This is a genomic window from Streptomyces spinosisporus, assembly GCF_022698145.1.
Lineage (GTDB): Bacteria > Actinomycetota > Actinomycetes > Streptomycetales > Streptomycetaceae > Streptomyces > Streptomyces spinosisporus.
The window spans coordinates 13180-32666 of the sequence record NZ_JALDAX010000012.1 but is presented as its reverse complement, the minus strand read 5'-3'; the positions used below and the strand labels follow the sequence as shown (position 1 = coordinate 32666).

General features: G+C 71.7%; 14 protein-coding genes. 3 read left to right on the top strand and 11 right to left on the bottom strand.

Annotated features, from left to right (window positions below):
* Window positions 1-38: 38 nt before the first annotated feature.
* The 9 genes from MQN93_RS28005 to pyrG form a co-directional block, all read right to left on the bottom strand.
* On the bottom strand, window positions 39-1112 hold the full coding sequence (locus MQN93_RS28005; protein WP_242711753.1) for a pseudouridine synthase: 1074 nt from the start codon (window positions 1110-1112) through the stop codon (window positions 39-41).
* Window positions 1112-1786, bottom strand: a complete 675-nt coding sequence (scpB, locus tag MQN93_RS28000) for an SMC-Scp complex subunit ScpB (protein WP_242711752.1) — start codon at window positions 1784-1786, stop codon at window positions 1112-1114. Before scpB ends, MQN93_RS28005 begins: the two co-directional genes overlap by 1 nt.
* Entirely contained in the window at window positions 1783-3123 is a 1341-nt protein-coding gene (locus tag MQN93_RS27995) for a segregation/condensation protein A (protein ID WP_308404422.1), read from the bottom strand. The genes scpB and MQN93_RS27995 overlap by 4 nt, the downstream gene beginning before the upstream one ends.
* Window positions 3124-3339: 216 nt before the next feature.
* On the bottom strand, window positions 3340-3930 hold the full coding sequence (locus MQN93_RS27990; RefSeq protein ID WP_242711750.1) for a hypothetical protein: 591 nt from the start codon (window positions 3928-3930) through the stop codon (window positions 3340-3342).
* Window positions 3915-5090, bottom strand: a complete 1176-nt coding sequence (locus MQN93_RS27985; protein ID WP_078516599.1) for a ParA family protein — start codon at window positions 5088-5090, stop codon at window positions 3915-3917. Before MQN93_RS27985 ends, MQN93_RS27990 begins: the two co-directional genes overlap by 16 nt.
* A gap of 369 nt (window positions 5091-5459) precedes the next feature.
* The gene (gene ald / locus MQN93_RS27980; protein ID WP_016434574.1) at window positions 5460-6584 is read right to left on the bottom strand and encodes an alanine dehydrogenase; all 1125 of its coding nucleotides are present in this window, start codon (window positions 6582-6584) and stop codon (window positions 5460-5462) included.
* Window positions 6585-6716: 132 nt separating this feature from the next.
* Window positions 6717-8813: a tetratricopeptide repeat protein gene (locus MQN93_RS27975; RefSeq protein WP_242711749.1), complete on the bottom strand. Its 2097-nt coding sequence runs from the start codon at window positions 8811-8813 to the stop codon at window positions 6717-6719.
* Window positions 8814-8997: 184 nt separating this feature from the next.
* Window positions 8998-9624 carry an NUDIX domain-containing protein gene (locus MQN93_RS27970; protein WP_016434576.1) on the bottom strand — a complete coding sequence of 209 codons (627 nt, stop codon included), beginning with the start codon at window positions 9622-9624 and terminating at the stop codon, window positions 8998-9000.
* An 83-nt stretch (window positions 9625-9707) separates the two neighbouring features.
* The gene (pyrG, locus tag MQN93_RS27965; RefSeq protein ID WP_016434577.1) at window positions 9708-11375 is read right to left on the bottom strand and encodes a CTP synthase; all 1668 of its coding nucleotides are present in this window, start codon (window positions 11373-11375) and stop codon (window positions 9708-9710) included.
* Between the two features lie 464 nt (window positions 11376-11839).
* Between pyrG and MQN93_RS27960 the strand changes: the two genes are divergently transcribed.
* Both MQN93_RS27960 and MQN93_RS27955 read left to right on the top strand, forming a co-directional pair.
* The gene (locus MQN93_RS27960) at window positions 11840-13642 is read left to right on the top strand and encodes a glycoside hydrolase family 15 protein (protein ID WP_016434578.1); all 1803 of its coding nucleotides are present in this window, start codon (window positions 11840-11842) and stop codon (window positions 13640-13642) included.
* Window positions 13643-13713: 71 nt separating this feature from the next.
* The gene (locus MQN93_RS27955) at window positions 13714-15096 is read left to right on the top strand and encodes an FAD-binding oxidoreductase (RefSeq protein ID WP_242711748.1); all 1383 of its coding nucleotides are present in this window, start codon (window positions 13714-13716) and stop codon (window positions 15094-15096) included.
* On the opposite strand, the gene MQN93_RS27950 is transcribed toward MQN93_RS27955, so the two are convergent.
* Window positions 15083-16039, bottom strand: a complete 957-nt coding sequence (locus MQN93_RS27950; protein ID WP_242711747.1) for an LLM class F420-dependent oxidoreductase — start codon at window positions 16037-16039, stop codon at window positions 15083-15085. The genes MQN93_RS27955 and MQN93_RS27950 overlap by 14 nt on opposite strands.
* 78 nt (window positions 16040-16117) lie before the next feature.
* On the opposite strand from MQN93_RS27950, the gene MQN93_RS27945 reads away from it, so the two are divergent.
* Entirely contained in the window at window positions 16118-17821 is a 1704-nt protein-coding gene (locus MQN93_RS27945) for a PucR family transcriptional regulator (protein ID WP_242711746.1), read from the top strand.
* Window positions 17822-17899: 78 nt separating this feature from the next.
* Here MQN93_RS27945 and MQN93_RS27940 read toward each other — a convergent pair whose 3' ends face one another.
* Window positions 17900-19036, bottom strand: a complete 1137-nt coding sequence (locus MQN93_RS27940) for a glycosyltransferase family 4 protein (protein ID WP_242711745.1) — start codon at window positions 19034-19036, stop codon at window positions 17900-17902.
* Between the last annotated feature and the right edge of the window lie 451 nt (window positions 19037-19487).

Here is a 19487-nt window from a genome sequence, read left to right as displayed (position 1 = left end):
GGCGAGAAGGCGAAAACGCATCGCCCACGAGCGATCTGTCAGAGATCGACTTCCTGCATCAGCATCCCGACCTCGGTGTTCGACAGGCGTCGCAGCCAGCCCGACTTCTGGTCGCCCAGGGTGATCGGCCCGAAGGAGGTGCGCACCAGCTTCTCGACCGGGAAGCCGGCCTCCGCGAGCATGCGGCGCACGATGTGCTTGCGGCCCTCGTGCAGGGTGACCTCGACCAGGTAGTTCTTGCCGGTCTGCTCGACCACCCGGAAGTGGTCCGCGCGCGCGTACCCGTCCTCCAGCTGGATGCCGTCCTTGAGCCTCTTGCCGAGGTCGCGCGGGATCGGGCCGACGATCGCGGCGAGGTAGGTCTTCTTCACGCCGTACTTGGGGTGGGTCAGCCGGTGCGCCAGCTCGCCGTGGTTGGTGAGCAGGATGACGCCCTCGGTCTCGGTGTCGAGCCGCCCCACGTGGAAGAGCCGGGTCTCGCGGTTGGTGACGTAGTCACCGAGGCACTGCCGGCCCTCGGGGTCCTCCATCGTCGATACGACACCGGCCGGCTTGTTGAGCGAGAAGAACTGGTACGACTGCGTGGCGACGGTCAGCCCGTCGACCTTGACCTCGTCCTTCTCCGGGTCGACGCGCTTGCCCTGCTCCAGGACGATCTCGCCGTTGACCTCGACGCGGGCCTGCTCGATCAGCTCCTCGCAGGCGCGCCGGGAGCCGTAGCCCGCGCGCGCGAGGACCTTCTGCAGCCGCTCGCCCTCCTGCTCGGCGCCGGGGAAGGTCTTCGGGACCTTGACCTCCTTCTTGCCCGCGTACCGCTCGCGGTTGCGCTCCTCGGCCCGTGCCTCGTACTCCCGGGAGCTGCCCGGGGCCGTACGCCCGCGCCCGCCCTGCCGGGACTGCTTCGGGCCGCCCTTGGCGCCACCGCGCGCGGAGCCGCCGCGCCCGGACTTAGGCCCGTCCTGGGTGGCGCCGGGGCCCACGTCGTAGCGGCGCTCCTCGGGGCGGGGCTTGCGCGGACGGCCGCCCTGGCCGCCCTGCTTCTGGTCCCTGTTGTTGCCGGCACCGCGGTAGTTACCGCGCCCGCCGCTCTTGCCGCTGCCGCTGCTTCGCATCAAAGTTCCGTCGTCGTCGTGTCAGTCATGGCCGACGTGGGTCCGCCGTCCGGGTCCGGAGCATCCGGATCGAACGACGGTACGGCTTCCTGGGTCTCGGCCTCGATCGCCTCCGCCTCCGGGAGGAAGGGCGCGAGCTCCGGGAGCTCGTCCAGACCGCGCAGGCCCATCCGCTCCAGGAAGTAGTTCGTCGTCGTGTACAGGATCGCACCTGTTTCGGGTTCCGCGCCCGCCTCCTGGACCAGACCCCGCTGCAGCAGGGTGCGCATGACCCCGTCGCAGTTGACTCCTCGTACGGCGGAGACGCGGCTGCGGCTCACCGGCTGGCGGTAGGCGACGACCGCGAGGGTCTCCAGGGCGGCCTGCGTCAGCCGGGCCGTCTGGCCGTCCAGGACGAGCCGCTCGACGGCGGGCGCGTACTCGGCGCGGCTGTAGAAGCGCCAGCCGCCGGCGACGAACCGCAGCTCGAAGCCGCGGCCCTGCACGGCGTAGTCGTCGGCCAGCTGCCGCAGAGCGTCGCCGATCTGGCGCCTGGGCCGCTCCAGGATCTTCGCCAGGTGCTCCTCGCTCGCGGGCTCGTCCACGACCATGAGGACGGCCTCCAGGGCCGGCTTGAGGTCGAGGTCGGCGACGCTGCGGAGCCCTGCCGGGAGGTCCGCGGTCTCCTCGGTCATGCCTTCTGCTCCTCCTTCGCTGGCTCGGGCGGTCGGTCGAATTCATCGGTCACCATCGGCTGGGCTTCGCCCTCCCCACCGGTCCACCGCACCATCAGCTCGCCGAGCCCCGTCTCCTGATCGAGCGCGACGGCCTTCTCCCGGTACAGCTCCAGCAGGGCGAGGAAGCGTGCCACCACGGTGAGGGTGTCTTCGGTGTCGTCGACCAGCGCCCGGAAGCTGACCTCTCCGGACTCCTTGAGCCGCTCGATCACGATCCGGGCCTGTTCCTGCACGCTCACCAGGGGCGCGTGGATGTGGTCGACGTAGACCTGCGGTTTGGGCTTGGGCTGCATCGCCTTGACCGCGAGCTTGGCGAAGCCCTCGGGGCCGATGCTGATGACCACCTCGGGCAGCAGCTCGGCGTGGTGCGGTTCGAGGCCGACGGTACGGGGGTAGCGGCGGGCCTCCTCGTCGAGCCGGCGGTTGAAGATGTCGGCGATCTGCTTGTACGCGCGGTACTGCAGCAGCCGAGCGAACAGCAGGTCGCGGGCTTCGAGCAGCGCGAGGTCGGCCTCGTCCTCGACCTCGGCGGAGGGCAGCAGCCGGGCGGCCTTCAGATCGAGCAGCGTGGCCGCGACGACCAGGAACTCCGTCGTCTGGTCCAGGTCCCAGTCCGGCCCCATCGCCCGGATGTGCGCCATGAACTCATCGGTCACCTTGGACAACGCGACCTCGGTGACATCCAGCTTGTGCTTGGAGATCAGCTGCAGCAGCAGGTCGAAGGGCCCCTCAAAATTGGCAAGCCGAACTTTGAAGACACCGTCGCCCGATTCTTCGCCGCCGCCGGGTTCTACGGCGCCGCCGGGCTCTTCGCCGTCGTCCGGCTCTTCACCGCCGCGCGATCCCTCGACGCCGTCCGGCTCGTCGCCGGCCCCCGGCTGTCCGCTACCGCCAGGTTCTCCGCCGTCGCCCGATTCTTCGCCGTCGCCGGGTTCTACGCCGTCGCCGGGTTCTTCGCCGTCGTCCGGCTCTTCACCGCCGCGCGGTCCCTCGACGCCGTCCGGCTCCTCGCCGACCCCCGGCTGTCCGCTACCGCCAGGTTCTCCGCCGTCGCCCGATTTCTCGCCATCGCCCGGCTCCGCGCCCTCGCGCGGTCCCTCGACGTCTTCCGGCTCCTCGCCGTCCCCCGATGCCTCGCCGCCGCCCGGCTCTGCGCCATCGCGCGGTCCCTCGGCACCGTCCGGTCCTCCGCTGCCGCCCGATGCCTCGACGCCGCCCGACTCCTCGCCGTCCCCGGACGCCCAACCGCCGGCCTCCGATGCCTCACCATCACCCGGCACTCCGCCCTCGCCCACTCCAACTTCGCGACCCGCCCCGGGAGCAGGAAGCTCGGGTGCGGCGACCGCGGAATCCGGCTGGACAGGGGCGCCCGTGGGGTGCGGTTCCGGCGGTGTGGACGTGGGGGCCGTTCCGGGGCCCCGTCCCAGCGCTCGGCGCCGGCTGCCGGAGGCAGGGGGGCCGGCGCTGGGGGTGGGGGCGTCGTTGGAGGTCATGGCCCCCGCAGGCTATCGCTACCGCCCGCGGAGCCGACGTACGAGGATGCTCGCGTCACCGCGGGACTCCAGGTCGGCCAGCACGACGGCGACCGCCTCACGGACGATGCGCCCGCGGTCGACCGCGAGACCGTGCTCACCGCGGAGCACCAGACGGGCGTGCTCCAGGTCCATGAGCTCCTCGGCGGACACATAGACGGTGATCTTCTCGTCGTGCCGCTCACGCCCGCTCGGCCGCCGCGAGGCGTTGGACCGGCCGCGCTTGCGGGGCTGCTGTGCGGCACCGGAGGACGCGGCAGAACCTTCCTGCGTCGTCTGACGTCGCGCATTGCGCTCCCCGGCCGCGGCGCGGCTGCGGGACTCACCGGCATCGGCCTGCTCGGGCTCCGCGGCCACATGCTCCGCGCCCTCGCCGTCGCCGCCCTGCGCGGGCACCGATTGCGGCGCGTCCTCGGACGACGCGGCCGCGACGCCGTCGCTCTCCGTGGCGGGCGCGGGCACCCGTGCCTCACCGTTGGCCCCCCGCCGCGGAGTGGACGGCTGGAGCGCCATTCCCCCTGTCGTACGGAAGAGTTCGTCGGCCCCCGGCAGACTCACTCGGCGTGACACCGGGCGAGCACCTCCCTGGCGAGCTGGCGGTAGGCGGCGGCGCCGACGGAGTTGGAGGCGTACGTGGTGATCGGCTCACCGGCGACCGTGGTCTCCGGGAAGCGGACCGTGCGCCCGATGACCGTGTGGTAGACGTGGTCGTCGAACGCCTCGACGACCCGCGCGAGCACCTCACGGCTGTGCACGGTGCGCGAGTCGTACATCGTGGCGAGGATCCCGTCGAGCTCCAGCTCCGGGTTGAGCCGCTCCTGGACCTTCTCGATGGTCTCTGTCAGCAGCGCGACACCTCGCAGCGCGAAGAACTCGCACTCGAGAGGCACTATCACCTTGTGCGCGGCCGTCAGGGCGTTGACCGTGAGCAGGCCGAGCGAGGGCTGACAGTCGATCACGATGTAGTCGTAGTCGGCCATGAGCGGCTTCAGGGCGCGCTGCAGCGTGGACTCGCGCGCGACCTCGGAGACCAGCTGGACCTCGGCGGCGGACAGGTCGATGTTGCTGGGCAGCAGGTCCATGTTCGGGACCGCTGTCTTCAGGAGCACCTCGTCCGCCGCCATGCCCCGCTCCATGAGCAGGTTGTAGACGGTGAGGTCGAGCTCCATCGGGTTGACGCCGAGGCCCACCGACAGCGCGCCCTGCGGGTCGAAGTCCACGAGCAGCACGCGGCGTCCGTACTCCGCGAGCGCGGCACCCAGGTTGATGGTCGACGTGGTCTTGCCGACGCCGCCCTTCTGGTTGCACATCGCGATGATCTTCGCGGGGCCGTGATCGGTCAGCGGGCCCGGGATCGGGAAGTACGGCAGCGGACGTCCGGTCGGGCCGATGCGCTCACGGCGCTGGCGGGCAGCGTCGGGCGCGAGCGTGGCCGCGTACTCGGGGTCGGGCTCGTACTCCGCGTCGGGGTCGTAGAAGTGCCCTTCGGGCAGTTCGTCGTAGTCGGCGAAGTGGTTGTGGGGCGCGCCACTTCCGTCGCCGGCCATGGCGTTCACGTGATGGCCATCCATGCTCTGGTGTGCAGTCCGGATCATCTGCGGACCCGAACTCTGATGGGCTGCGAAGGTGCGCACAGCAACGGAGCCGACAGCCTCGAACCCCGCGGGGCCCTGGCCCCCTACCGGCGTTCCTGGTTGACCACCCCCGGGAGAAAATGTCGACTCATTCACAAGTCGTCTTACCTCCTTGGTGACCAGGAAACTTCTAGACAGGTCAGCGTGGCACCATGCCGACGGTTGGCGACTCTATGGCGTGTCGGGCGTCCGCAGCAACACAATCCGCCGGACCCGGCAGGATGTGTCGGCAATGAAACATCCCTCTGTCAAGGGCGTACGGCCGTCGCACGGCAGGTTTCACCGGTGTACGAATCGACCAAAGGGTTACGTTCGAGGCGAGTTGACCGAGAGCCGCAAAGTGACCATACACACACCCGGCCGGACCTTGTCGGGCAAGGTCCGGCCGTGTGCGCGGTGTTGACGACCTGTGTTGACGTATCGCCTTTTACCGAAAGGTGACTTAGCGGCTCGGCGACCGAACGATCAGCCGAGCAGGGTCTCGAGCTCCACGTGCTCCAGGCCGTGCGCCTCGGCGACCTCGCGGTAAACGACCTTGCCGTCATGCGTGTTGAGGCCCTTGGCCAGCGCGGGGTCGCGGCGCAGGGCCTCCACCCAGCCCTTGTTGGCCAGTTCGACGATGTAGGGCAGCGTGGCGTTGGTCAGCGCGTAGGTGGAGGTGTTGGGCACCGCACCCGGCATGTTGGCGACGCAGTAGAAGACCGAGTCGTGGACCTTGAAGGTCGGCTCGGCGTGAGTGGTGGGACGCGAGTCCTCGAAGCAGCCGCCCTGGTCGATCGCGATGTCGACAAGGACACTGCCGGGCTTCATCCGGGACACCAGCTCGTTGGTGACGAGCTTGGGGGCCTTGGCACCGGGGATGAGGACGGCGCCGATGACGAGGTCGGCGTCCAGGACGGCCTTCTCCAGCTCGAAGGAGTTGGACATGATCGCCCGGACCTTGGTGCCGAAGACCTTGTCGGCCTCGCGCAGCTTGTTGATGTCGCGGTCGAGCAGCGTGACGTGGAAGCCCATGCCGACGGCGATCTGCGTGGCGTTCCAGCCGGAGACGCCACCGCCGATGACGACGGCCTTCGCGGGCTGGGTGCCGGGGACGCCGCCGGGCAGCACACCGCGGCCGCCGTTGAACCGCATCAGGTGGTAGGCGCCGACCTGCGGGGCGAGACGGCCCGCGACCTCGGACATGGGGGCGAGCAGCGGCAGGGCGCGGCTGGGCAGCTCCACGGTCTCGTAGGCGATCGCGGTGGTGCCGGACTCGACGAGCGCGTCGGTGCACTCCTTGGAGGCGGCCAGGTGCAGGTAGGTGAAGAGCGTCTGGTCCTTGCGGAGGCGGTGGTACTCCTCGGCGATGGGCTCCTTGACCTTCAGCAGCAGGTCGGCGGTGGCCCACACCTCGTCTGCGGTGTTGAGGATCTTCGCGCCCGCGGCGACGTACTCCTCGTCCGGGATCGACGAGCCGGCGCCGGCGCCCTGCTCGATGACGACCTGGTGGCCGTTGCGCACCAGCTCGTGCACGCCGGCGGGGGTGATGGCCACCCGGAACTCGTTGTTCTTGACCTCGCGGGGGATGCCGACCTTCACGTCGATCACGGTCCTTGGCTCGTGGATGGGGCAATACAACACATACCCAGGCATGCATGAGCACACCAGGAGACACCGCAGGAGAAGGTGCGGCAGAGCCAGTCTAATGAAGGTGTTCCCGCTGTCTAGCCTTTCATTGCATCAATCTTCAGGACGAGCACTACGGATTTCGCAGGCGTCACCGTCCTGTTTCGAGTCTTCGACACCCGCAGACCCCTCCGCAGACTCCTCCGGCGGCTCCTCGGCCTGCGACGCTTCCCCGCCCAGCAGGCGCTCCGCAGAGCCTCGGTGCAGCTGGGCCGAGGCGGGGTCACCGAGGCGTTCCAGGGTGTCGGCGAGCCGCAGCTGCAGCGCTGCCTGCAGCCGGACGTCCTCGGCGCGGCGTGCCAGCTCCACCGCCTCGTGGCAGGTCTCCAGCGACTCCTCGGGGCGGCCCGCGTACTCCTGGACGCGCGCCACCTCGCTGAGCGCCCGCGCCTGGGCGGCGACATCGCCGCTCTTGCGGTGTCCGGTGACCGCGGCGCGCCAGTTGCGCAGGGCCTCGCCGTAGCGGCCCGCGTAGGTGTGGGCCGTGGCGATCCGGCCGTAGAGCCGCGCGGCGCCCGTCCGGTCGTCCCGGGCCAGGCACTGCGCGAGGGCACGCCCGAACCAGTCGGCGGCCCGGTCGAAGTCCCCGAGCTCCAGGTGCGCACCGCCTACGGATTCCATCGCGCGACCGGCGGCGTACGGGTCGTTCGCCCGGCGTCCGGCGTCCAGTGCGGCCCGGTACCGCACCAGCGCCTCGCGCGTACGACCCGTCCGGGCGTCCAGGTCGCCGAGGTTCAGCAGGGCGGCGGCCTGCTCCCGGGGCAGGTTCTGCCGCTCGGCCACGTCCAGGACGAGCCGGTGGATGCCGTACAGGTCGGGGGCGGCGGCCTGGGTGCCGAAATGCGCCACCATGGCCTTGACCAGCTGTGACATCAGGCGGCGAGCCAGGGTGTCCAGCTCCCCGTCGGCCACGGCGAGCCGGGCCGCGGCCAGCAGCGCGGGCCGGCGCACCCGCAGCCAGTCCTCGGCGGCCCGGGGGTTCGAAAAGCGCATCGAGCGCGGCATGGCCTGAAGCTTCTCGCGCGCCTCGGGGTTGTCCGTCTCGGTGATCGTCCGGCACGACTGCAGCAGCCGTACCGTCCGCTCCAGCATCCGGGCCCTGGCCAGCTGCAGCTCCCCCGGGCGGTCCTGGGTCTCGGCGAGCGCCTCGAGTAGGGGGTGGAGGCAGCCCGGCACCTCGTACTGCGGCAGCGGCGACGTGAGCGCCCGCAGCAGCCCGAGGCCGGCGAAGCCGTCCAGCGCGGTGCGGGCGTCGCCCACCGAGCAGCCGGCCAGCGCGGACGCGGTGTGCGGGTCGACCTGGCCGGCCGGGGCGAGCGACAGCAGCCGCAGCATCCGGGCGTCCGGCGCGGACAGCGAGGCGTACACGAGCCCGAAGACCCGGCGCAGCGGGGTGCTTTCGTCGCTCTCCGTGTTCAGTTGCTTGGCGAGGTCGGCGACGGTCGCCTTGGGGCGGGCGGCGAGCCAGCCGCCGGCCAGCCTCAGGGCGGCGGGCTGGGCCTGGCACTCCTCGACGAGGCTCTCGGCGGCCCTGGGGTCGACCGTGATGCGGACCGAGCCGGTGAAGCGGCTGAGCAGCTCCACCGCGGACCGGGTGTCGAGGCCGCCGAGGGTGCAGGGTCGGACGTCGGAGATCCCGGTGAGAGGCCCGCCGGACACGGCCACGACCAGGCATTCCGGAGTGTCCGGCAGCAGCGCGTCGACCTGTTCGGCGTCCGCCGCGTCGTCGAGCAGCACCAGCGTCCGTCGGTCGGCGAGGGCGGCGCGCAGCGCCTCGCACAGATCGTCCTCGGTGGCTCCGGCGGGGGTCGGCAGCCCGAGGGCACCGAGCAGTTCGCGGGCGATGCGCTCGACCGGGACGGGGGTGCCGTCGTGCCCGCTCAGCCGCGCCCGGAGCACTCCGTCGTCGTAACGGTGCGCAACCTGCCGGGCCAGTTCCTCGGCGAGCGCCGTGCGTCCGGAACCGGGCCTTCCGGCGATGAGCAGGACGCGTGCGCGGGGGGCCTTGCGGCCGGAGAGGGTGTCCAGTCCCGCGCGCTCGATGTCGGCGCGCAGCTCCTTCAACTCCCTTGTACGGCCCAGGAATCGGCCCTCGTCCGCAGCGCGCCCCGCCGGCCGTGCACCGTCCGTGTCCACCGCCTGATCCGTCACGGGCCACACTCCCGTCCCACCGCGCGTGCAAGCCCGCCGGGACTCCGGTTCGGGCGTGTCAGAGCCTAGTTCACGCTCTGCTACGTTCCGTGCGGAGCGCGGCGGACACGTCCCTCGATCGGATCAGCAGATCGTCACACCGGTGCGGGAGCGGCTGCGGGGACGGGCGCGGTGACGGCTGCGTTCAGGACTCGAAGGGACGCGCGGGCCACGGGGCCTCGGCCGGGCGCAGCGCGTCGAGCCCGTCCCCGTGCTCCGCGGCGACCAGCGAAAGGACGCCCACGACAAGGCAGTTGTTGTGCAGCTCGCCCGCGAGCACACCCCGTACGAGCTCCTTCAGCGGTACGCGCGCGAGCTCCATGTCGGCCTCCTCGTGCTCGACCTCGAAGCGGTCGCCGTCGGCCTCGGAGAGACCGCGGGCGAGGAAGACACGGACGGCCTCGTCGCAGCCGCCGGGGGTGGTGTAGACGTCGGTCAGCACCCGCCAGTCCTCGGCCTTGACGTGGGCCTCCTCGTACAGCTCGCGCTGGGCGGCGTGCAGCGGGTTCTCGCCGGGCACGTCCAGCAGGCCGGCCGGGATCTCCCAGAGCTTGTGGCGCACCGGGTGGCGGTACTGGCGGATGACCACGACGCGCCCCTCGTCGTCGAGGGCGAGGACGGCCACCGAGCCGGGGTGGACCTGGTAGTCGCGGCGGGCCACATGACCGTCGGGCATGACCACGTCGTCGGTGCGGACGGAGGTCTTGTTGCCCACGAAGGGGGTCTCGGTCGCCCGGATCTCCCACTCCTGCGGGGTGTCCTTGATCGTCATGCCCTGCCCTTCGACGTGCGCAAAAGAAACCGGGGCGCACACCTCTTGAATGCGCGCGCCCCGGCCACCGTACAACTGTCGTGCTAGTTGGAACTCTGCCGCTCGACCGCCGCCTTCACCAGTCCCGCGAACAGCGGGTGCGGGCGGGTCGGGCGGGAGCGCAGCTCGGGGTGCGCCTGGGTCGCCACCAGATAGGGGTGCGTCTCGCGCGGGTACTCCACGTACTCCACGAGCTTGCCGTCGGGCGACGTGCCGGAGAACAGGATGCCGGCCTTCTTCTCCAGCTCCGCACGATAGGCGTTGTTCACCTCGTAGCGGTGGCGGTGCCGCTCCTCGACGTACTCCTTGCCCTCGTACACCTCGCGCACGATCGAGCCCTCGGCCAGCTTGGCCGGGTACATGCCCAGGCGCATGGTGCCGCCCATGTCGCCCTCGCCGGCGACGATGTCGAGCTGCTCGGCCATGGTGGAGATCACCGGGTGACCGGTGGCCGGGTCGAACTCCGTGGAGTTGGCGTCGGAGATGCCGGCCAGGTTGCGGGCGGCCTCGATCACGATGCACTGCAGACCGAGGCAGAGGCCGAGCAGCGGGATCTTGTTCTCGCGGGCGTACTTGATCGCGCCGACCTTGCCGAGCACACCGCGGTCGCCGAAGCCGCCCGGGATGCAGATGCCGTCGACGTCCTCCAGTTGCGCCTTGGCGCCGGCCGGGGTCTTGCAGTCGTCGGAGGTGACCCACTTGATCTTCACGCGGGCCCGGTTGGCGAAGCCGCCCGCGCGCAGCGCCTCGGTGACCGAGAGATAGGCGTCGGGCAGGTCGATGTACTTGCCGACCAGCGCGAGGGTGACCTCGTGGTCGGGCTTGTGGACGCGGTCGAGCAGGTCGTCCCAGGTCGTCCAGTCCACGTCGCGGAAGGGCAGGTCCAGCTTGCGCACGACGTAGGCGTCCAGGCCCTCGCCGTGCACGGTCTTCGGGATGTCGTAGATGGAGCGGGCGTCGGGACAGGCCACCACGGCGGCCTCGTCGACGTCGCACATCAGGGAGATCTTGCGCTTGATCGCGGTCGGGACCTCGCGGTCGCAGCGCAGCACGATGGCGTCCGGCTGGATACCGATGTTGCGCAGAGCCGCAACCGAGTGCTGGGTCGGCTTCGTCTTCAGCTCTCCCGACGGGCCAATGTAGGGCAGGAGGGAAATGTGGACCACGAAGACGTTGTCACGGCCGACCTCGTGCCGGACCTGGCGGACCGTCTCCAGGAACGGCAGGGACTCGATGTCGCCGACCGTGCCGCCGACCTCCGTGATGACGACGTCGACCTCGTCGGTCGCCATGCGGCGGATGCGGTGCTTGATCTCGTTGGTGATGTGCGGGATGACCTGCACGGTGTCGCCCAGGTACTCGCCGCGCCGCTCCTTGGCGATCACGGTCGAGTAGACCTGGCCTGTAGTGACATTGGCAGAGCCGTCCAGGTCCCGGTCGAGGAAGCGCTCGTAGTGTCCGATGTCCAGATCGGTCTCGGCGCCGTCGTTGGTGACGAAGACCTCACCGTGCTGGAAGGGGTTCATCGTGCCCGGGTCGACGTTCAGGTACGGGTCGAGCTTCTGCATCACGACGCGCAGGCCCCGCGCCTTGAGCAGCATGCCGAGGCTGGAGGCGGTGAGGCCCTTGCCGAGCGAGGAGGCGACACCCCCGGTGACGAAGATGTGCTTGGTCGTCGTGGCTTTGCTGTTTCGGAAAGCAGCGGGCGGCATGGCCAAAGGGGGGCTCCCGTGGTCGCGGTCTGGGGTGCGGTTCCGGGGTTTTCTCGCCCACCGGTCCACGGGCTACCAGGGTATCAGCGCCCGGAGGGGATGGCTTCCGGCCACGCTCCGCACACGAGTCACCACGGACCCGCACGGTCTCCCGACTTTCTCACCCGTTGCTCACCCGTTCGGCCTATCCGGGTTGTCCGGAGCGGCACGCAGATCATCTACGTGCGTCGTATCCTGCTCGGACACTCGCTGCCGAGCCCGGCCGGCATCACGGCACCACCCCCGCCCGCATGCGCCGGAACAACGAGAGCTCGTCAGTTCGTTGAGCAGAAATCGTCGTTTTGCCACACGGCTGGACGCCTGCTTTGCTTCACCGCTCAACGACGCATTACAACGACCCCTTGACCGCACTAGCGACAGCACCCCCGTGGGGGTGTGACGTGGCCGTTCGACTGGAGTTGCACGTGGCCGGGCGCATCGAAGACTACGCACTCATCGGAGACATGCAGACCGCTGCCCTGGTCTGCCGGGACGGCACAGTGGACTGGCTGTGCCTGCCCCGCTTCGACTCGCATGCCATCTTCGCCGGACTGCTGGGCACCGAGGAACACGGCTTCTGGCGGCTCGGCCCCGCGCACGCCTCCGACGCCCAGCCGCCCACCGCGGCCCGCCGGACCTACCGCGGCGACTCCCTGATCCTGGAGTCGGAGTGGGACACCCCGCGCGGCACGGTCCGAGTGATTGATTTCATGCCGCCGCGTGACGGCGCCCCCCAGCTGATCCGCATCGTCGAGGGCGTCTCGGGCCGCGTCCCGATGCGCTCGGCCCTCAGGATGCGATTCAGCTACGGGCGTGTGGTGCCGTGGGTGCACAAGCACGACGGGCGCACGGTCGCCGTCGCGGGCCCCGACTCGGTGTGGTTCGACACCGAGTGCGAGACCTACGGCAAGTCCCTGACCACGTATTCGGACTTCACGGTCGCACCGGGTGACCGGATCGCGTTCACGATCTCGTGGGAGCCCTCGCACAAGCAGCCGCCCGCGCTGCCCGAGCCGGAGGCCTCGCTGCAGGCGACGGAGGACTTCTGGCGCGAGTGGGTGGAGCACTGCACGTACCACGGCCCGTACCGCGAGGCCGTCATCCGCTCCCTGATCACGCTGAAGGCGCTGACGTACGCACCGACCGGCGGCATCGTCGCCGCCCCCACCACCTCCCTGCCGGAGGACATCGGGGGCGTGCGCAACTGGGACTACCGCTACACCTGGCTGCGCGATGCGGCCATCACCCTGTCCTCGCTGCTGCGCACCGGCTACCGCGAGGAGGCCCGCGCCTGGCGCGAGTGGCTGCTGCGCGCGGTGGCGGGCGACCCCGAGAACCTGCAGATCATGTACGGCATCGCGGGCGAGCGGGAGCTCGGCGAGGCGGAGCTGGACTGGCTGCCCGGCTATGAGAACTCCGCACCGGTGCGCGTCGGCAACGGCGCCGCGCACCAGCTACAGCTGGACGTGTACGGCGAGGTCACCGAGGCCCTGCACCTCGGCCACATGACGGGCCTGGCCCGCAACGACTACGCCTCGCTGCTCCAGCTCAAGCTGATCCGCTACCTGGAGCGGCACTGGGAGGAGCCGGACGAGGGCATCTGGGAGGTCCGCGGTCCGCGCCGGCACTTCGTGCACTCCAAGGTCATGGCCTGGGTCGCCGTGGACCGCACCATCAAGCTCATCGAGTCCGGCGACGCCGACGGGCCGCTGGAGCGGTGGCGCAGACTGCGCGACGACATCCACCGCGACGTCTGCGAGAAGGGTTACGACAAGGAACGCAACACCTTCACGCAGTCGTACGGCTCGAAGGAGCTGGACGCGTCGCTGCTGCTGATTCCGCAGATGGGCTTCCTGCCCCCGGACGACAAGCGCGTCATCGGCACCATCGAGGCGATCCAGCGCGAGCTGTCCACGGCGGACGGCTTCATCCTGCGCTACCCGACGGAGGGCTCCACCGAGGGCGTAGACGGTCTGCCCGGTGACGAAGGGGCGTTCCTGGCCTGCTCGTTCTGGATGGCGGACGACCTGGCGATGATCGGCCGCGTGGACGAGGCCCGCAAACTGTTCGAGAAGCTCCTCGCGCTCCGCAACGACCTGGGCCTGCTCGCCGAGGAGTGGGACCCGCGGCTGCAGCGGCAGGTCGGCAACTTCCCGCAGGCCTTCAGCCATGTCCCGCTGATCGACACGGCGTTGCGGCTGACGGCCTCGGGAGCGTACGGCGGCTGAGCGCGCCGGGAGGGCCGTGTCTGCCTAGGCTGGGAAGCATCCACATTGCCCCTTTCCGGAAGGGGGCGGCCATGGCTTCCCTCTCAACGGCGGGCGCGGCCCTCGCCGCGCTGCGCGAGGATCTGGTCGGCGAACTCTTCGCTCCCGAGGACCCGGGCTATGACGAGGCCCGGATCGTGTTCAACGCGATGATCGACCGTCGTCCGGCGGCGATCGCACAGTGCGCGAACGAAGCCGACGTCGTGAAGTCGGTGCGCTGCGCACGAGAACTGGACCTCCCCGTGGCGGTGCGCGGCGGGGGGCACAGCGTGGCGGGCTCGGCCCTGGGCGACGGGGCCGTGGTGGTCGATCTGCGGCGCATGCGCGCCGTCACCGTGGATCCGGCCGCCGAGGCGGTACGGATCGCGGGCGGCGCCACCATGAGCGACCTGGACCGCGCCTGCGCTCCGTACGGCCTCGCCACGACCGGCGGTCGCGCCTCCACCACCGGTGTGGGCGGCTTCGTGCTGGGGGGCGGCACCGGCTGGCTGGACCGCTGCTGCGGATACGCCGTCGACAACCTCCTGGGCGTCGAGCTGGTCACCGCCGACGGCGAGCGCATCCACGCCGACGCCGACGACAACCCCGACCTGTTCTGGGCCCTGCACGGAGGCGGCGGCAACTTCGGCGTCGCCACGTCGCTCACCCTGAAACTGTACGAACTGCCCCATTTCTCCATCGCGTTCGTGCTGTACCTGCCGGAGTTCGGACCGGAGGTCACGCGCACCTACCGGGATGTGATCACCGCAGGCCCGGACGAGGCGAGCGGGGCCGTCCTCTACGTCACCGGCCCGCCCGAGGAGTTCATACCGCCGCACCTGGTCGGCAAGCTGCTGTGCGGGATGCTGCTCACGTACGCCGGACCCGAGCAGGATCTGCGCAAGCTGGCCGAGCCGCTGCTGGCGCTGCCGCACGAGTCGGAGATCGTCGGGGAGATGCCGTACGCCGACGTCCAGTGCATGCTCGACGATCCGCCGGGGATGCGGAACTACTGGTCGGCGGAGTATCTGACGGGTGCGCCCGACGAGTTCGTGGACGTCTTCTGCCGTCTCGGGGAGTTCACGCCGGTACCGACGGGCACCCTGCACGCGCTGTTCCCGCAGGGCGGCGCGATCGGCACCGGCCCCCATGAGTACCCCGTCCCCTACCGGGACGCGCCGTGGGGCGTGCACCCCTTCGGGCTGTGGGAGGACCCCGCGGACGACGAGCGCTGCATCCAGTGGGTCCGTGAGGTGCGCACCGGCGTACAGCCGTGGAGCACGGGTGCGGTCTACCTCAACTTCATCGGCGACGAGGGCACCGACCGGGTCGTGGCGGGCCTCGGCGCGGAGAACGCCCGGCGTCTGGCGGAGGTGAAGCGCTCCTACGACCCGGACAACGTCTTCCGCTTCAACCACAACATCAGGCCGGCCTGAGCGCCGTGAGGGTCCGCTCCCCTGCCGGATCGGCCGCCGTCGCCGGCACCAGCGCGATCTCGTCGAGCCCGGCCTCGGCGTAGGCGTCGATGCGGGCGCGTACGGCCCCGAGGTCGCCGACCAGGCCCGCGGTGGCGGCGGCCTCGGGCGGCAGGGCGCGGACCAGGGTGTCGCGGTCGGCACCGGCGGCGGCGAGCCGCACCGCCTCGCCGAATCCGGCCGCGGTGAACACGTCGCTGTAGCCCGGCACGGTCAGATAGCCGGCGATGCTGACCAGGATCTGCGCGAGCGAGGCCGGCTCCGGATCGACCGCGGCGGGCAGCCAGGCCGCGAGCGTGGGCGGCGTACGGCCCACCTTCTCGGCCGCCGCGTCCAGCCTGGCGCGCAGGTCGCGCACCTGCTCCGGGGAGACGATGTCGAGCAGCATGCGGTCGGCGTGCGCGGCGGCGGTCGCGATGGCACGGTCGCCGAAGGCGGCGACGGTGAGCGGGCCGCCGGGCGGTGCGAGCCGGCGGCGGAAGGGGCTGCCGGGCACGACGGGCTCGCCCGGCTCGGCGTGCAGCAGCTCCCGCACGGCTGCCGCCGTCTCCTCCATCACGGCCGCGGGGCGCACCCGGGGCCGCCCGTGCACGCCCTCGACGACCCGCTTGCTGGAGGTGCCGAGTGCCACGCCGACCGCCCGTCCGGTGACGGCGGCGACCGACGCGGCACCGCGCGCGAGGCTGTAGGGGTCGCGCACGGACACCGGCACCGGGCCGGCCGTCAGGGCGACCCGCTCGGTGGCCCGCCCGATCGCCGCGGCGAGCACGAAGGAGTCCCAGGTGGGTCCCTCCCCCGCCCACACCTCCCGGTAGCCCAGCCGGTCGGCGAGCACCGCGACCCGCAGCGGCTCCTCCACGGGGCTGTCGTCCTCACGCGCCACTGCCACCACGCTGAAGTCCATGTCGATCCGCTACCCGACGGCCTGCGCCGTAATCGCCCGGAGGTGTCCTGGAGGCATCGGCGCAGGTAGCGTCCGGCTATGGACAGCGGCACGGAAAGCGGCACGGACAGGGGCAGGGACGGCGGGTTCGACGGCCGGGGCGGCGCCGGTATCACCGTTCGGCGGGCGCTGGAGCTGCCCGGTCTGCGCAGCGGGCTGCCGGAGGTCCTCGCGGGCGAGGACCGGCTGCAGCGCACCGTGCGCTGGGTGCACGCGGGCGAGGTGCCGAACATCGCCTCGCTGCTGAAGGGCGGCGAGCTGCTGCTGACCACGGGGTACGGGCTCGGCACCCGCCCGGCCGACCAGCGGGCGTTCGTGCGCACCCTGGCCGAACGCGGCATCGCGGCCCTCGTGGTCGAGCTCGGCCCGCGCTTCACGCGCCTGCCCGCCGCGCTCGTCGACACAGCCCGCTCGGCCGGGCTCCCCCTGGTCCAACTGCACCGCGAGGTGCCCTTCGTGACGGTCACGGAGGAGATCCACACCGAGATCGTCAACGGTCACTACGCGCTGCTGCAGCAGGCGGAGGAGGTGCACCGGCGCTGCACCGAGGCCCTGCTCGGTGGCGGAGGAGTGCCCCAAGTGCTCGGCATCCTGGGCGACTTCAGCGGCAACCCGGTCTTTCTGGAGACGACGGACGGGCAGCTGCTGTACGCCGCCGGCGCCGGGCCCGAGGGGGCGGACCCACTGCAGGTGTGGGAGGGGCTGCGCGGCCAGCACAAGGACGTGCCACCGCCGTCCGGGTCGGTCCTGGTGGATGTGCCGGGCGGCGGGCCCGGCACCGGTTCGGTGCGGGCCCGGCTGGTCCTGCTGCCCGTACGGGCGCCGCTCGTGCCCGTGCACCGCATGGCCGCCGAGCGGGCCGCGGGCATCCTGGCGGTCGTGCTGATGCAGGCGCGGCAGGAGGAGGAGCTGGCGGCGCGGGGCCGCGGCGACTTCCTCACCGATCTCGCCGAGGGCCGTATCACCGCGCAGGACGCGCCCGCGCAGGCGCGCGTGCTGGGCTTCAAGCCGGGCAGCAGCCCGCTGCTGCCGGTCGTGATGCGGCTGGGTGACGCCCTCGCCCCGGCCGGGGGTGCCTCGCGCGCGGGCGAGTTCGAGCGCGGCGGAGGCTGGGCGGTGCTGGCGCGGGCGGTCTCCGAGGAGCTCGCGTCCGTCGGGGTACCGGTCCTGCTCGGTGTACGGCCGGTCGAGGGCCGTGTGCTCGTCCTGCTGGGCCTGCGGTCGGAGTCGGAGCGTGCGGCGGTCGCGGACCGGGTCGCGGCGGCGCTGCGGGCGGGCGTGGAGCGGGCCGGGATGCACCGGCCCGGGGCGCGGCCGCCGGTGGTGGTCGGGGTGGCGGGCGGCTGGGCGGCGGCCTCCGCGGGGCTCAGACACGCGGCGGAGACGGCGACGGCGGCGCAGGGCCTGTCGGACCGCCTCTGGTACGACGCCCGCCGCCTGGACATCGACCTGCTGCTGTGGCGGCTGCGCGACCACCCGGACCTGGCGGCCTTCGTGGACCGTGCGATCGGCCCGCTGCGCGACCACGACGACCGTTCCAAACCGCCTCTGCTGCCCACCCTGGAGACGTACTTGGCGCACGCGGGCCGCAAGGCGGAGACGGCCCGCGAGCTCCACCTCAACCGGCAGACCCTCTACAACCGCCTCGCCCGGATCGGCGAGTTGCTCGGCACGGACCTCGACGACCCGCAGACGGTACTGGCGTTGAGCCTGGCCCTGCGGGCGCGCAGGCATGTGCCGTGAGGGGAGCCGAGAGGTGAGCTGGGTGAGCGGCCGGGGAGTCAGGCGAGCGGCCGGGGAGCTAGGCGAGCGGCCGGGGAGCTAGGCGAGCGGCCGGGGCTGGGTCAACTCGTCGTAGATGCTCAGCACTTGCGCGACCGTCTCGTCCTCGGTCGGCCAGGTGGCGGCCTGCCGGGCGCCCTTGGCCTTGAGTTCCTCGCGGCGCCCGGGGTCGTCGAGGAGCGCGGTGACGGCGGTGGCGAGGGCCTCCGCGTCTGCGTACGGGACGAGTTCGGCGCCGTCGCCGACGAGTTCGGGGATGCCGCCGACGCGGGACGCGACGAGCGGCACGCGCGCGTGCAGGGCCTCCTGGGCGAGCACGGAGCGCGACTCCCAACTGCTGGGCAGCAGCGCGAGGTCGGCGGCCGCGAGCAGTTCGGCCGCGTCGTCCCGCCGCCCCAACAGGCGCACCGGCAGGCCCTCGTTCTCGATACGGCGCTGCAGCACGCCCCGCAGCGGCCCCTCGCCCGCGATCACGACGAGCGGCACGGGGTCCAGGCGCCGCCACGCGCGCGTGGCGTCCAGCAGGGTGTCGTAGCCCCGGTGCCGGTCGAGGGAGCCGACGGCCAGCAGCAACGGGCGGCCGGTGGCGCCGAGTTCGGCCCGCAGCTTGAGGCCGGGGCGCTCGGGGTCCTCCGGCTCCGCGGTGCGGCGCGCGGGCGGCAGGGTGAGGGCGGCGAGCCGCGCGTCCCGTGCCCCGCTGCGGCGAGCGTGGTCCACCAGGTCCGAGGTGACGCCGAGCACCACGGTGGCCGCCTTCACGACCCGCCGCTCCAGGAGGCGCAGCAGATGGGCGCGGGCTCCTTCGGCGTGGGCGCGGTCGTGCAACGTGACGACGAGCGGGGTGCGCCGGCCGCTGAGCGCGAGCGCGGCGCGGAAGGAGGCGTGCAGGCCGTGCGCATGGACCAGGTCGGCCTCGGCGCAGGCCGCGCGCAGCAGGGTTACGGTTCCCGGGTCGCTGCTGCGCGGCACGTGCGCATGGTCGGCGCCGGCGCCCGTGAAGTCGTAGGTGTGCTCGGCCTCGACGGGGGCGCACACCGTGACCCGCACGCCCCGCGCGACCAGTCCCGACGCGAGCGAGCGCACATGCGCGCTGCTGCCGGCGTTGCCACCGCCCAGCACCTGCACGGTGCGCAGCGGCAACTGGCCGTGCGGTGAGTGGCTGCTCACGTGGCTCACGTGGCCGGGGCTCCTGGTTCGGCTTCGGGCGGTCACGAAGAAAGTACAGAAGGAACGAGCGGAGGGGGTGTACCGCGCGGCTTCCTCCACGTACTGCCTCAAGGATGCCAGCCCGCCCGGGTGTTCCGACAACGCGAACCCGATGCGCGGGCCGCGCGACGGTGGGGTTGGTCACTCACACGAGTGAGCAGGGGGCTCCTCGGGGCAGTGGGTGCCACGGATGCATCCGACCACTGGAAGAAGTGCGCCCTTCGCGCGCCCACGTGCACGCGCGCTCCGGACGCACACCGCCGAGCGCCTCGCCCCCCATCGAACAACCACCCACCCCACGCCCTCGCCACGTCAACCACCCATCGCGGCAGACGACCACGGCGACCGAGTCGCACGTACGCAAGAAACCCGGCACGCCTATGGCCCAGGCCACGACGGCCGCGCCCCCATTTCCGCGCCC